Source organism: Sanguibacter gelidistatuariae (assembly GCF_900096585.1).
In the GTDB taxonomy this organism is placed as follows: domain Bacteria; phylum Actinomycetota; class Actinomycetes; order Actinomycetales; family Cellulomonadaceae; genus Sanguibacter; species Sanguibacter gelidistatuariae.
The window spans coordinates 840,331-854,918 of the sequence record NZ_FMYH01000001.1; the positions used below are offsets into that span (position 1 = coordinate 840,331).

Genomic DNA, 14,588 nt, shown 5'->3' on the forward strand with positions numbered 1-14,588 from the left:
GATGGCCGTGGAGAAGTACGACGTCAAGCGGGCGCGCAAGGAGCTCTACTCCTCGTCGGCGAAGGACTTCACGGTCGTCGAGGTGCCTGAGCTGCGCTACCTCGCGGTCGACGGGCACGGTGATCCCAACACCGCGCCTGCCTACACCGAGGCGATCGAAGCCCTGTACTCGGTCGCCTACACGCTGAAGTTCGAGAGCAAGAAGACCCTTGGTCGGGACTTCGTCGTCGGCCCGCTGGAAGGACTCTGGCGAGCGGCCGACATGGCGGCGTTCGTCACGCGCGACAAGGCCGCGTGGGACTGGACGTTGATGATCAACCAGCCCGACTGGATCACTCCGGAGATGGTCGCGGCGGCGATCGAGGTGGCGGGGGCGAAGAAGACCCTGCCGGCGCTGGACCGCCTGTCCCTCATCACCCTCGAGGAGGGGACGTCGGTGCAGATCCTGCACGTCGGGTCCTACGACGACGAAGCACCGACCCTCGACCGGCTGCACCACGAGTACCTGCCCGCCCATGGCCTCACCTTCAACGGCGACCACCACGAGATCTACCTCTCCGACGCGCGGCGGACCGCTCCCGCCAAGCTCAAGACGATCCTCAGACAGCCGGTGGTTGCGGCGACCGGCCGCGCGGGCGTGCTCAAGTAGCGGCGACGCAGCTCCCGCCTACCCCTGGTTGGGGGAGGGGAGTCGTAGGGTTCAGACATGACGGACTCACAGTCGCAGTACACATCGGAGCAGCTGTCTTCGCGGATCCGCCTTCCCGGGGTGGCGACTGGACTCTTTGTTGTGTCACCTGTCCTGTTGCTATTCGGTTGGCAAATCTTGATGGGAACCTCTAGCCGCAGGTTCTTTGACGGGGCGCCATTTCAGGCCTCGCTCGGAACGGTGATGTTGTTGGTAGGCGTGGCGTCTCTGCTTACTGCCCTTGTACTGGTCGGAGTGCGCGCGGTCGCGCAGCAGCAGGTGGATGTCCTTCTGCAGGTTGAGCGCGACCGATACGCGCAGGCCGCGGGTGAGTAGCCGGTTCTCGTTCTGACCGCATCCGCCACAAGGGGCTGGTCGCAATCGTGCCGCGCCGGACCTACTCCTGGTTGAGGTAGTGCAGGACGGCGAGCACCCGACGGTGCGCGTCGGAGTTGACCGGGAGTGACAGCGCGTCGTAGATGCGTGAGGTGTGCTGCACCACCGCCTTCTCCGTGAGGAAGAGCCTCGCCGCGATCGACGCGTTGCTGCGCCCCTCGGCGACGAGCGCGAGCACCTCCTGCTGGCGAGCGGTCAGCCGGCCGACGGCGACGTCCGAGAGTCGCGCGCGCGCCACCATCATCGCGACGATGTCGGGGTCGATCGCGGTCCCGCCCGTCGCCACCTCGCGCAGGTCCTCCAAGAAGGTGTCGACGTCGGCGATGCGCTGCTTGAGCAGGTACCCCACGCCCCCGGCGCGGTCGCTCAGCAGCTCGACCGCGTACCGCCGCTGCACATGCTGGGAGAGCACGACGACGGCCGTGCCTGTGAACTGTGCGCGGATGCGCGCGGCCGCGACGAGGCCTTCGTCGGTGAAGGTGGGAGGCATCCGGATGTCGGTGACCACCAGGTCCGGACGGTGCGCGGCCACCGACTCCTCAAGGGCGCGGGCGTCGCCGACCGCGTCGACGACGTCAAAGCCGCCCCCGCCCAGGACCAGCTCCAGGCCGCGTCGCAGCAGCACCTCGTCTTCACCGATGACTACCCGCATGGCACCTCCACCTTGATATGAGTCCCCTGTCCGTGCTCGCTGTCCACGACGAGCGTCCCCCCGAGCACGTCGATGCGCTCGGACATCCCGAGCAGCCCCGAACCGCCGGGGGTGCGCGCGCCACCCCGGCCGTCGTCGCTCACCTCGATGTGCAGGCTCGCCTCGCGCCGCACGAGGCTCACGCGGATCCGCTGAGCCTCGGAGTACTTGACCGCGTTCGTCAGGGCCTCGGCGACGATGAAGTACGCGACGCTCTCGACCACCGGGGAGCACTCGCCGTCGACGACGCCCAGATGGAGCGTCGTCGGGATAGGCATGCGGTCGACGAGGTCCTCGGCCGCGGCGGACAGCCCCCGCTGGATGAGGGCCGCGGGCATGACCGAGTGCACGAGCCCGCGCAGCTCGGCGGCGGCATCGTCGATCCCCCGCCGCAGGGCGGTTGCCCGGATGGCGACTTGGTCCCCGCTTCCCAGGCCGGTCGCGCCCGCCATCTGCTGGGCCTCGAGCGCGAGGAGCACGAGCTTGACCTGCAGCCCGTCGTGCATGTCCTGCGCGATGCGGCGACGCTCCTGGTCAGCGGCCTCCACGAGGCGCTCTCGGGAGAGCTGGAGGGCGTGCCTGCTCGAGCGCAGCTCGGCCGTGAGCCGCTCACGGTCGAGAGCGATCGCGACCACCCGGCTCGCGGTGCGGGCCAGCTCAGGGTCGGGCATGAGTGCTTCGTCGTAGGAGATCGCCCCGATCAGGCGGCCGTCCAGCTCGACGACCTCCAGGCCACGGCGCTCACCAGACCGCGCGTCACTGATGTCGACGCCGTCGACGTCGACGAAGGTCGACCGGCCGTGCACCCAGAACCACACCTCGATCGAGGGGTCGCCGAGCGTGCGGGCCAGGGCGCTCGCGATCGCGGGCTTCTCGTCGCCGGCCGCCCCGAGCCACGCACCGAGCTCCTCGAGCTCGCCCGTGCGCGCGACGCCACCGCGCAGCACTGCCAGCGCGAACGCGACGGGTACGCCGAGGAAGGCCGAGAGCTGGAGGATGCCGACGGCCTCGGGCCCCCAGTCGAGGAGCGTGCGCACCAGGCGCGTCGAGAACAGCAGGACCGCCATCGCGACGATCCCATAGCCGTACAACGGAACCAGGACGCGGCGCTCGAGTCCGGTCGCCTGGCCGAGCCGGATGGCCAAGAGGCCCGCGGTCAGCAGCAGCACCGCGCCGCCGACCGCCGACTGGACGGCCGTTCCCGCCTCCGCCAGACCAGGTGCGTCCGTGATGATCAGCGTCGGCGCGGGGCCGTCCGCCGACAACATATACGAGGGCATCTGCAGGAAGACGGCCGTGACGTAGCCGGCGCCCACCGTGAACCTCTCGAGGCTGCCGCGGAGCTCGCCCGTCGGGAACGCAAGCAGGAGGTGCACCAGCACCGCGAGCGGGAGGCTCGCCCCGATGGTCCCGATGATCACGAACAACGGGATCTCGGTGTTGCCTGCCCCTCCGAGGAAGACGGCGCCCCCGGCGAGCAGGATCAGTGCGCCCATCCGGTTGCTCGGACGGTTGTACCAAGCGAGCAGTCCGGCGAGCAGATACACCACAAGATTGATGGGAAACAGTACGAGGACGCCAGACGCCGGGCCGTCGAGGGGCAGGAGCGCGACGAGCAGGACCGCAAAGAGCAGCCCCGAGACCAGGATCGCCAGGAGCGCCCGATCGAAGGATCGCCGGAGCGGAGAGTGCCCCGGACCGGGGGAACGCAGCGTGGTGTGCGCCCGACCCCGGACCGCTTCGGTGCTGCTGTCTGTCCGAGCCATCCCGCCCCTGTACGTGGTTGTGAGTCCGCAGGAAGTGCATGCTATCCCCCGATCGTGGCTCGCCGGAGAGGTTCGCGCCCTGGATGCTCGGATGGGTCAAGATTGGCGACCTAGGTACCCTCCGTCGCGATGGGGCGGGCGTCTAGCGTCGTGTCTATGCTGCTCACCCGCTTGCCTAGTCGCCTGCCCGGTCGCGCCGATCGACGGTCGTGCCTAGTCGCCGCCGTCCTCGCAACAGTCCTCGGTCTCGCGGGTGCGCTCACCGCGGTCGCGCTGCCGGCATCGGCCGCGGGTGTGACGACAGTGGCGACCTTTCTGGATCTTGAGGATGCCATCGCCGCGGGTGGCACGGTCCAGCTTGGTGCGGACATCGTCGGCACCGGGCTCGTCGTCACCCGCGGCAAGAATGTGACTCTTGACCTCGGTGGATATGAGCTGACCGTGATCGGGATCGGCGAGAACGGTCACCCGAACGGCCAGGCAGGCATCGAAGTGGAGGCAGGTGCCTCATTCACCCTCGACGGGTCGGGGACGCTTCGCGCGAGTGGTGCTTCTGGCTGCGCGGGCATCGGCGGCTGTGAATCGGGGATGGGGACAGTGGTGATCAACAGTGGCACTGTCATCGCCACCGGCGGTCAATGGGGGGCAGGGATCGGTACGGGTTCAGATGCGGGAGTGTCGGCAGAGCCCGGATCGGTCACCATCAACGACGGTACGGTGACGGCCACCGGGAGCTCGACCGGGGGCGCTGGAATTGGTGGCGGTGTGTATGCGGTCGTTCCCGTACTGACGATCAACGGCGGCTCTGTGACGGCAGAGGGCGGAACCCAAGCCGCTGGAATCGGCTCCGGTTGGGGAGCCGTGGGCCTCCTCGGGAGCATCTCCATCCTCGGCGGTGTGGTGAATGCGCACGGAGAGGGCGTCTGCGCGCCGGGAATCGGCACGAGCGGTCTCAGTGCGGGCGGCGCATGCAGCTGGGGAATGCCGACCGGCATCACGATCCACGATCCCGCTACCGTGACTGCATGGACGTCCAACTCGCGCGGGGTGTCGGAAACGGCCGTGCGCTTCGCCACATATGGCGGAGGTGGGTCCTTCGATAACTCGGGCACGCTCATCATCCCGAGCGGAAGCGCCTTGGACGTCTCCTACGGTGGCTCAGTCCGCAACACGGGAACCATCCGCGGAGCCATCAGCGGAGAAGTGACCGGCAACAACTTCCTGCTCTCCTTCGACAGCACCGGCGGAACGGGGGCGCCGAGCGCGGTGCGCGTCTACGCGCCGACGCTGGCGGCAGCCGGGATGCCAGTACCGGCTGCGCCCACCCGCGCGGGCGCCACATTCACGGGCTGGTCGTCGTCTCCGCTGCCGGGCGCCGGCTCGATGCTCACGACGACCACGCAGCTGTCGACCGCCACCTGGTATGCCAGCTGGCAGGGTACGTCGCACGCGGTCAACTTTGTCACCGACGGTGGCAGCACCATCGAGCCTGTGTCCGTGCTCGAAGGGGCCACGTTCACGTTGCCGACTGCTCCCACCAGGTATGGCTCCATCTTTGCGGGCTGGTACATGGGTCCCACGAGCGGCGTCCTCTGGAAAACAACCACGCCGATCATGGGTCCGACGACGCTGTACGCGCATTGGATCGCCAACATCTACACAGTGGTCTTCGACACCGGTGCACTGGGTAGCCCGGTCTCGGCGCAGACCGTGCTGCACGGCTCACATGCGACCTCCCCCGGGATACCGGCCCGTGAGGGTCACTCCTTCGCGGGCTGGTACACGGCAGCGACGGGCGGCACTCCGTGGAACGTGGGCGTGGCCATCGTGGACCACGCCACGGTGTACGCGCACTGGACCGCGGACGACTACAACATCGAGTTCAACTCCGCCGGGGGAACTCAGGTGGACGGCGTCGTGGTCGCCTACGGTCAGCCCCTCACCGAACCCGCCGATCCTGTCCTTGACGGCCACTCACTCGTGGGTTGGTTCGCGGCCGGGTCTGCGACCGCATGGGACTTCGCCGCGGGCAAGGTCACGGGCCCGACGGTCTTGACCGCACGTTGGACCCTGGACAGCTATGCCGTGACGTTCGACAGCGCGGGCGGCGGCACGGTCGGATCGCAGACCATCGAGCACGGGGCACCGCTCGACGAGCCTGAGGCGCCGACCCGCACCGGCTACGAGTTCGTCGGATGGTTCGCTCCCGGTTCCGTGACAGCTTGGAACTTCGTCTCCGACACCGTCGTGGGGTCCGTTGCCCTGACGGCGCATTGGTCGGAGCTCACGGCTGTGTCCGTGTCATTGACCCCGAACGTGGTGTCGGTGGTCTCGGGTGCTGCGGTCACGGTGACGGGCACGCTGGCTCCGGCTGGTGCGACCGGGACCATCGAGTTCTTCGACGGTACGACGTCGCTCGGGTCTGGCACCGTGTCCGCAGGGGTCTTCTCGCTGACCACGACGACGATAGGCGTAGGCGACCGCTTGCTGACCGCCGTGTTCACCCCCGCGGACACGCTGTTCGCGGGGTCGACGTCGGACCCGGTCGGGGTGCGCGTGAACGTCAAGGCCGCCCAGGGGGCCGCTCCGGCCGCCACCACCGACGACCTTCTCGACCTCGCCGGCAGGAACGGGTGGCCGGTCCGTCCCGACGGCGCCAGAACTCCGTGGTCTGCCGCCAGGGATAGCTTTGTCGACGCATTCGTCTACTCGACGCCGGTCGCGCTCGGTGTGCTGCCTGTCGTCAACGGGGTGGTTCAGCGCGGCGCGCTCGTCCTGCCGGCGCTGGCCCCAGGGATTCACCACCTGGTCTTCGTCGGGCAGACCACCGGGACGGTCACGGTGATCGAGTTCGTCGTTCCTGAGCCGACGCCGGGGTCGAGTCCGTCGCCGAGCCCGAGTCCGACGCCGAGCCCGACGCCGGGCGCACCACCGTCGGGCACGCCGACGCCGAGCCCGACGCCGCCCGCTGCGGCCACCCCGAGCGCCGCCCCTGCCGTGGACACGGCGGTCCGGGCCGCCGCGACACAGCCCGACGCGGACGGGCTCGCCACGACCGGAGCAGGGTCCGTCCCGGCGCTTGTGCTGGCCGGCATCATGATGTTGCTCGGCGTCCTCCTCGTCGCGGCGCGATCGCGCCGCCGTCTCGCAGCGAAGTAGCGGCTAGGTTGCGCTGCCGGTGAGGATCCGCAGCGGACCCTCGTCCGGCGTCGGGACCTCGAAGCCGTCGAAGTACGCCTCAGCGACGGCCCGCGGCAGGACGATCTCGTTCGGGCCGGCGTTCTTCCTGGCGTCGAGCCGGGCAAGGACAACCTCCCGCGGGGTCGCGAGGTAGTAGGTCTCCGGCGCGACGCCGTAGGGAGCCAGCAGGCGCCGGTAGTCGTCGCGGACCGCGCGGGACCAGAAGGCGAAGTCGAGCACGACGTCTGTGCCGCTCGCCACCAGGTCGACGAGCCGGCCCCGGAGCCTGGCGCGCATCTGCTCGGCGACGTCGTCGGGCAGCGGGTGCTCGTGGTGGCCGTCGCGCCATGCCTCCTCGTCGATGGACAGGCGCGTGAAGGCCGCCGCCTCGAGGGCGAGGGAGGCGGTGGTCTTGCCGGAGCCGGCGGGGCCGCACATGAAGATCACCTGAGTCATGGCGGTGATGCTAGCGGGACGGGCGCGTCGGTGGTTTGGTGGAACGCGGTGTGATTCGCGGGACATCGGGCGACCGCACGCCACGTCTCTCAGGCATCCCCTGTATCTTGATATCAAGACAAGTTCGCCATGCGCTACGCCAAGGAGCTGCCCGACGATGAGCAAAATCATCTACACCTACACCGACGAGGCGCCGATGCTGGCCACCCACTCGTTCTTCCCCGTCGTCAGCGCCTTCGCGAGCACGGCCGGTGTTGAGCTCGAGACGCGCGACATCTCCCTCGCCGGCCGCATCCTCGCCGCGTTCCCCGAGAACCTCAGCGCCGAGCAGCGGGTCGGCGACGCGCTCGCCGAGCTGGGGGCCCTGGCCACCACGCCCGAGGCGAACATCATCAAGCTGCCGAACGTCTCGGCGTCGGAGCCGCAGCTCAAGGCCGCCATCGCGGAGCTGCAGGCCAAGGGCTACGACCTGCCCAACCACCCCGACGCCCCGCAGACGGACGCCGAGAAGGACATCCGCGCGCGCTACGACAAGATCAAGGGATCCGCGGTCAACCCGGTGCTCCGCGAGGGCAACTCTGACCGCCGCGCACCGCTGTCGGTCAAGGAATACGTGCGCAAGAACCCGCACCGCATGGGCGCATGGACCACCGACTCGAAGACCAACGTCGCGACCATGGGCCACGACGACTTCTTCTCGAACGAGAAGTCGATCATCCTCGCCGCCGACGACGTCCTGCGGATCGAGCACGTCAACGCTGCCGGTTCGATCACAGTCCTGCACCCCGGCCTGAAGGTTCTGGCGGGCGAGGTCATCGACGCGACCTTCCTCAACGTCGCGAAGCTGCACGAGTTCCTCGCTCAGGCGATCGCCCGCGCCAAGGCCGAGGACGTGCTGTTCTCGGTGCACCTCAAGGCGACGATGATGAAGGTCTCCGACCCGATCATCTTCGGCCACGTCGTGCGCGCCTTCTTCCCCGCCGTGTTCGAGCAGTACGGCGCTGACCTCGCGGCCGCCGGCCTCAGCCCCAACAACGGCCTCGGCGGGATCCTCGACGGACTCGACGCGCTGGCCAACGGTGCGGAGATCCGCGCCGCCTTCGAGCAGGGCCTCGCGGACGGCCCCCGCCTGGCGATGGTCAACTCCGACAAGGGCATCACGAACCTGCACGTGCCCAGCGACGTGATCGTCGACGCCTCGATGCCGGCCATGATCCGCAGCTCGGGCCACATGTGGGGACCGGACGGCGCCGAGGCCGACACCATCGCTGTCATCCCCGACTCGAGCTACGCCGGCATCTACCAGGCCGTCATCGACGACTGCCGCGCCAACGGCGCCTACGACCCGACGACGATGGGCACCGTCCCCAACGTCGGGCTCATGGCCCAGAAGGCCGAGGAGTACGGCTCGCACGACAAGACCTTCGAGATCGCGTCTGCGGGTACCGTGCGCGTCGTCAACGCGGCGGGCGAGGCCCTCCTCGAGCACGAGGTCCAGGCCGGCGACATCTGGCGCGCCTGCCAGACCAAGGACGTCGCGATCCGCGACTGGGTCAAGCTCGCGGTCAACCGCGCCCGCGCGACGGGAACCCCCACCGTGTTCTGGCTCGACGAGAACCGCGCCCACGACGCGAACCTCATCGCGAAGATCAACGCGTACCTGCCCGAGTACGACACCACGGGCCTCGACATCCGGGTGCTCGCACCCGCCGAGGCCACCACGCTGTCGGTCGAGCGGATCCGTCGCGGCGAGGACACCATCTCGGTGACCGGCAACGTGCTGCGCGACTACAACACCGACCTGTTCCCGATCCTGGAGCTGGGCACGAGCGCCAAGATGCTCTCGATCGTGCCACTGCTCAATGGCGGTGGCCTCTTCGAGACCGGCGCCGGCGGCTCGGCCCCCAAGCACGTGCAGCAGCTCGTGGAGGAGAACTACCTCCGCTGGGACAGCCTGGGCGAGTTCCTCGCGCTGGCCGCCAGCTTCGAGCACTTCGCCGACGCGAACGACAACGCGAAGGCCCGCGTGCTCGGCGCGACCCTCGACCGTGCCACCGGCACCTTCCTGCTCGAGAACAAGTCGCCCGGCCGCAAGCTCGGCACGATCGACAACCGCGGCTCGCACTTCTTCCTCACCCTCTTCTGGGCCGAGGAGCTGGCGACGCAGACGGACGACGCCGAGCTCGCTGCGGCGTTCGCGCCGCTGGCCGCGACGCTGCGTGCGAACGAGCAGACGATCGTGGACGAGCTGATCGCCGTGCAGGGATCGCCGGTCGAGATCGGTGGGTACTACAAGGTCGACGAGGCGAAGACGGACGCTGTCATGCGTCCGTCGAGCACCTTCGCTGAGGCGCTCGCTTCGCTGTAAGGCGACATAGACGAGGGGCCTGGACGGTTTGCTGTCCGGGCCCCTCTGCATGGCGAGGTTGTTCAATGCTGGGCGACGTAGCCCGTGCGATCGGCCTCGGTGATCGCGCGCAGCACGCGGGCCGGGTTGCCCGCCGCGATGACGCCGGCCGGTACGTCGCGCGTGACGACGCTGCCCGCACCGATGATCGAGCCGGCACCGATGCTCACCCCCGGCAGGATCGTCACGCCGCCGGCGATCCAGACGCCGTCGCCGATCGTCACCGGATGCGCGTCGCATGCTCCCGCGATCCGCTCGCCGAGGTCAAAGGCGTGGTTGGGGGTGTAGATGCCGACCTTCGGGCCGATGAGCACGTCGTCGCCGATGGTGATGGCCGCACCGTCGAGCATGACGCAGTCGAAGTTCGCCCAGAACCTTTGCCTACGCGGATGTCTCTGCCGAACTCGCACCGGAAGGTCGGCTCGAAGTTGGCACCCTCACCGGCGGCGCCGAGCACCGCGCGCAGCTGCGCCTCCCGATCGGCCCGCGGCTGGCCGTACGAGGCGTTGTAGGAGTTCGTCGCGAGCACCGCCGACTGGCGCGCTGAGATGAGCTCGGCCGTGAGGTCGTCGTAGGGGTCGCCGGTGGCCATGTGGGCGAACTGCTGATGGAGGGGCGAGTAGGTCATGCCACCATGGTGGCGTCCCGGAACGGCGCATCGCGGGATGTACCGCATCACGCGTCGACATCGAGGAGACGGCTCCGTCGCTGGAGAGCGCCACCGCTCGTCAGAAATAGGAGTCGGTCGCCTTGCCTCGCCTCGGCGCGAAGTGACGCGCGGGCGACTCGAGCAGACCGCGGGCTTGAATGTTGCGAGCCCGCCCTCGCGGCATCGAAACACGAGCAATCGGGCGCTAAATGAGTCGGACGACCCAAATGTCCGCCGATTGCGCACCAAAGTGAACTATTCTCGATTCAGACTTGCCTCTGGACCATCGGCGATGTTTGTGCCTATCCCTGTCCTTGCACCTTCGGTGTTACAAGACCAATCAAAAATTGGCGTGCGTATCCTGCACTACAGTACGCAGGCATGTGACTAGAAGGCCTTCTTCAGGCTCAACGCTCTTCAATGGGGAGGACGGCGTGTCTCACTGTTAGTCATGGTGTTTGCTTCCGTGGACGTCGTAGTGCTCTCGACGCCCAGGGCGACAAGGAGCTGCTTGTTCAAAGCTTTGAGAAGCTCCACTCCGCCCTCGCTCAGGGTCGCCCTCTTATTCTCAACTAGCCAGTTGGCGACCGCAACCTTGGAAGGTCCCTTGATCCCCTCGCTTTTGAACCAGTCCTCCATCCATTTCGAGACAGAACGGTCGGCTGCGAGTTCGATTGTAGGAAGCTCAGGGAGAACGCTCGCGGCAACCCCTGGATTGCACTCGGGAAGTAATGCTGCAATAGCGCCTCGATAGTCGCTTGGATCAATGAGATTCTCGATCCCGGGAGCGCCGAGTTCTGCGACGAGGTTCTCGGGCACGCCTGCGACGGTAAGTGACTTCTTCAACTTCAATCCACCGTCGTCGCCATCGACAAGATAAGCGACGCGAGCAGCCTCAAGGTCGAGCTTCGGCATGAAGTCTCTTGGAACTTCAGATAGACCTGGTGCAACTTGGTAGCGCAGCTCATTCTCGCCAATCGCTGACCGCATCAACGTTGGCAGGAGGATCATCTCGGTTGCGCCTTCTGCCAACACCACGAGGCGCGCTGGAGTGAAAGCCGCCGCCGCCGCACCCATCGCGAGCATTAGCGGAGAGAAGCCTGCCGAGCCCTGCCAGAAACTGTTCCTGACGTCACTGATCTGGAGGTTGTCCTCGCGTGGTACGACCACGCGAATCCCGGTTCCAAGGTCAGGGGGCAGGCATGCAGGGCTGTGGGTTGTATAGATGACTTTGACGGCATGTTCTTGCATGACGAACATGTTGACGAGATCGGCTTGTGCGTCAATGTGAAGATGATTTTCGGCTTCGTCTATGAGGAGGATGGGCAGTCGATCTGAGCCGTGCACCTTCAGAAACGCGATCAACGCAACAAACATCCTTAGCCCTGCGCTGCGCTCATCGAACACAGTGACGTTGTCGCCATCCTCCATCAGTTCTATGCGGAGTTGGTTGCCGTCTAGTTCGATATGAACTGACAGCTTCGACTGCTTCCACGCATCGCCAAAGATCGCATCCATCCGGCTATTGGCCTGAACGATTGCTGATCGTCGACGGGCAATATCACCAGTCTGCACGAAGAGAAGAAGTTGAGGCAGATCCAATGACGCGGTGCCTGCGAGGTTCTTAAGTGCGCCTGGTGGATTGTTGACGAGCGCCTCGTCGAACACGTAGGTCGACTGAATCGAGCGGTCGGCCTCATTGAACAAGATGAAGTCAGGCGTGCGGTTCCAGAGGCGGGTGCGTGCCGCGCCCCCAGGATCTCCTTGCTCTGCCCAATCAATCACCCCACGGAGTGTCGCGCGTAGCTGCTCGGCGCCCGCATCTTCTTTTAGTGTTGCCGCGTGAAGTGATCGGGCGGTCTCGACCGCTTCATCTGGAAGTTCGGTCCCCAGTTCAACAATTGCGGTATCGATCGCCTCAATGGTCGCCTGCAATTCTCTTCGATAGTCGCGCGCTGCGTCGCCCTCTGGATCGGCATATGTCGTATTGGGATCGATCCAGTGATCAATCAGTTGGTCGGCTAGTGAGGAATTCAGGTGTTCGACCGCCGATTGAAGGGGCTTTACGGACTTTGCAGGCAGGGGAGATAGACCGACGTAGAGGTTTTCTCCATCCGCCGATCGTGAGATCTCGGCTCGAGTTGGCGGCTCTTGTAGGTGAAGATCGGCAAGCGCATCCTGATCGGATTCTTCAAGGACATAATCGAAGGTGGTGACGCGAGTCTGATCCGTTACCTCTGTGGCCCGAGAACGTTGAGGAATTGGAACGGCTTCGTCGCTGTGGATGTGTGTGAGAGCCTTCAGGAGTGTTGTCTTCCCGGCTTCATTCGGGCCAACGATAGCGATGACCTTCGCGTCAAGGTTGATCTTGGAGTCAACGATGCGGCCGTAGCCGCGGATGCGAGCGGATATGAGCCTCACCGCTGGCCGCCACGGGACATGTAGGACCTGCGATTCGCGCCTTCGACTGTGCCGCGCCGATCGTTCGCTACGCGCAAGATCATTCTCTGAAGTACGGGGCGCTGGGTTGTCTCGGTGGTCGGTGCCATGTCTCGTCTCCTGCGCGTCATCGCGTGACTACGTCGTGCTCGGGCTTATGTCTCAAGGTACCGGCGTCCAGTCGCACGACGGGCGTGCCGCGCCGGACTGGTATCGCGATGCCGACACAGGTGGGAACGTTGTCCATGGGATTTAGCGCTACGGTCTGCGCGGCCTATCTTGTGAACGCCTGCCCGACCGCACGCACGAGCCGGTGTCCAGTGTTCTCCGCTTTCATGGGAGTTGCTAGTGAGCGATCCTGCGGTGTGTTGTCGTGCATGGCCTCGTCGGTGGGCTAGGCGTAGAGAACGAGGCGGCGTCTCAGAGCGCGCCGGGCGCTGAACAGCGCTGGCTGTTGACGCTCCAACTCAAAATGACCATCGATGGCCCGCTACGTCAGGTCACCAACCTTCTTCCTTGACAAGGCGGGGCCGAGACCGAGGGACATAGTCAGGGGTGACCGAACGATACCGGTAGGCTCGCGTCTCCACCGCGACGTAGAGATGCGTGCAGCGCCTTGGATCGGTCAACTCGGCGTAGCGCTAGGCAATACGTTCTTGACGCCTAGCGATCTATCGGTGGGCCCCGTGTGGCTCGAGCTCTCGCAATAGTGCAGGTCAGGGCCAGAAACTGCAGGAATCCGCGGATCTGGATAGCCGCTGATGCAAGGTTGCAGCAAGGTGTAGCCAAAGTGTGCCCAAGGAGTAGGCCGCCGGTCAGGCCCGAGGCGTTCCCAGATCCTCGACGGCACTGGCGACGTACCCCACCGAGGACGTGAGACTAGAGCTGATCTTCTTGATCTCCTCGGCCACCCGGTAGAGGCTGCCACCTTCGTCGACGAACGAGCAGCAGAAGTCACCGAAGTCGACCACGTACTCAAGAGGTGTGAGCTCGCCGAAAGGGCCACGGCCGGTCACCCTGATCGTTCGCGGTGTCGAGCGCTCGGCCTCCACCACGGCGTTGGCGCCATGGTGCTCACCGATTCGCCACCGCATCTGGCGGCCCGGAGCGATCGAGTGGATCCCGTGACGCAAGATCCCGTCGAGGTCCTCGTGCCCGTCGTGGCCTTCTGTAAGGGTCAGCGGAGGATCGATCTGCACGCGGACGTCAGTTGCGACGGTAGGACCGGAGTTCCCCACGACGATCGTCAGGGTGCTTCCGCTTGCGCCGCCGGACTTGATGTCGGCCCAGACGTAGGGCTGAGCTGCATCTTCGCGGAGCTGACGCTGGATGGAAGTTTGTTCGATCGCAGAGTTCGCCTGAGCGATGCTCGCATCTGCCTGTCGCTTGGTGTGGCTTGTCGTTATGCCGACGAAGACCAGCGATCCAGCAGTGAAGAGAGCGGCGGCAATGCTCACGAAGAACTCGGGTGTCATCCCCCGATCTTGGCATGGGTGGGTGCATTTTTATGCCAGATCGGTGCCTATGGGGGCTGAAACGCCACGCGAGCCGGAGGAGAAGAGACACTCCCGGTGGTGAGGTCCGAGCTCGTCGGTGCTGGCGATCCGAACGCCCTACCCTCTTGCGCGGCGGGGAGGTGTCCACCGCGACCGCGATGCGCGGTCACGGCCGACGTGAGTTGGGCCGCGGCGAGGTGGACGATCGCGAGCGCCCGCGGCCGGCGGAACGCCAGCCCCACGCGTTAGCGATGGATGTGGCCCGCTTGCGAGAGGTTGTGCCCAAAACGTGCCCACAGCCGGGTTGATCGGAGGCATTGAGGGCTCAGAATCATTGATGGGTGGGCCCCGTGGGGCTCGAACCCACGACCCGCGGATTAAAAGTCCGATGCTCTGCCAACTGAGCTAGGGGCCCTGGCG

At 66.3% G+C, this 14,588-nt stretch carries 9 protein-coding genes, 1 tRNA gene and 1 pseudogene; 3 read left to right on the forward strand and 8 right to left on the reverse strand.

Translation table 11 applies throughout. The features are described 5' to 3' along the window. Position 1: 1 nt before the first annotated feature. Positions 2-649, forward strand: a complete 648-nt coding sequence (locus tag BLQ50_RS03785; protein WP_217629088.1) for a GyrI-like domain-containing protein — start codon at positions 2-4, stop codon at positions 647-649. A 436-nt stretch (positions 650-1,085) separates the two neighbouring features. Here the strand turns inward: BLQ50_RS03785 and BLQ50_RS03795 are convergent, their stop codons facing one another. Beyond that, complete coding sequence (locus tag BLQ50_RS03795) at positions 1,086-1,736, reverse strand: response regulator (RefSeq protein WP_093181280.1); 651 nt, start codon at positions 1,734-1,736, stop codon at positions 1,086-1,088. Continuing rightward, positions 1,727-3,541, reverse strand: coding sequence for a sensor histidine kinase (locus BLQ50_RS03800; RefSeq protein ID WP_093181281.1), 1,815 nt, complete (start codon positions 3,539-3,541; stop codon positions 1,727-1,729). Before BLQ50_RS03800 ends, BLQ50_RS03795 begins: the two co-directional genes overlap by 10 nt. 156 nt (positions 3,542-3,697) lie before the next feature. Here BLQ50_RS03800 and BLQ50_RS03805 point away from each other — a divergent pair, with 156 nt between their 5' ends. After that, entirely contained in the window at positions 3,698-6,700 is a 3,003-nt protein-coding gene (locus BLQ50_RS03805) for an InlB B-repeat-containing protein (RefSeq protein WP_175559002.1), read from the forward strand. A gap of 3 nt (positions 6,701-6,703) precedes the next feature. Here BLQ50_RS03805 and BLQ50_RS03810 read toward each other — a convergent pair whose 3' ends face one another. Continuing rightward, positions 6,704-7,177, reverse strand: a complete 474-nt coding sequence (locus BLQ50_RS03810; protein ID WP_217629089.1) for a P-loop nucleotide/nucleoside kinase family protein — start codon at positions 7,175-7,177, stop codon at positions 6,704-6,706. Positions 7,178-7,334: 157 nt separating this feature from the next. Here BLQ50_RS03810 and BLQ50_RS03815 point away from each other — a divergent pair, with 157 nt between their 5' ends. Next, positions 7,335-9,545 carry an NADP-dependent isocitrate dehydrogenase gene (locus BLQ50_RS03815; protein ID WP_093181283.1) on the forward strand — a complete coding sequence of 737 codons (2,211 nt, stop codon included), beginning with the start codon at positions 7,335-7,337 and terminating at the stop codon, positions 9,543-9,545. A gap of 62 nt (positions 9,546-9,607) precedes the next feature. Here the strand turns inward: BLQ50_RS03815 and BLQ50_RS18790 are convergent, their stop codons facing one another. From BLQ50_RS18790 to BLQ50_RS03835, 5 genes and pseudogenes are all read right to left on the reverse strand, one after another. Next, the gene (locus BLQ50_RS18790) at positions 9,608-9,934 is read right to left on the reverse strand and encodes a DapH/DapD/GlmU-related protein (RefSeq protein WP_217629090.1); all 327 of its coding nucleotides are present in this window, start codon (positions 9,932-9,934) and stop codon (positions 9,608-9,610) included. Positions 9,935-10,035: 101 nt separating this feature from the next. Continuing rightward, a pseudogene (locus BLQ50_RS19330) lies at positions 10,036-10,260 on the reverse strand (maltose acetyltransferase domain-containing protein); the annotation flags it as partial. 390 nt (positions 10,261-10,650) lie between these two features. After that, on the reverse strand, positions 10,651-12,654 hold the full coding sequence (locus BLQ50_RS03825; RefSeq protein ID WP_093181284.1) for an AAA family ATPase: 2,004 nt from the start codon (positions 12,652-12,654) through the stop codon (positions 10,651-10,653). Between the two features lie 833 nt (positions 12,655-13,487). Continuing rightward, a complete protein-coding gene (locus tag BLQ50_RS03830; RefSeq protein WP_093181285.1) occupies positions 13,488-14,147 on the reverse strand; it encodes a hypothetical protein in 660 nt (219 codons plus the stop codon). A 363-nt stretch (positions 14,148-14,510) separates the two neighbouring features. Continuing rightward, positions 14,511-14,583: transfer RNA gene (locus BLQ50_RS03835), tRNA-Lys, on the reverse strand. Between the last annotated feature and the right edge of the window lie 5 nt (positions 14,584-14,588).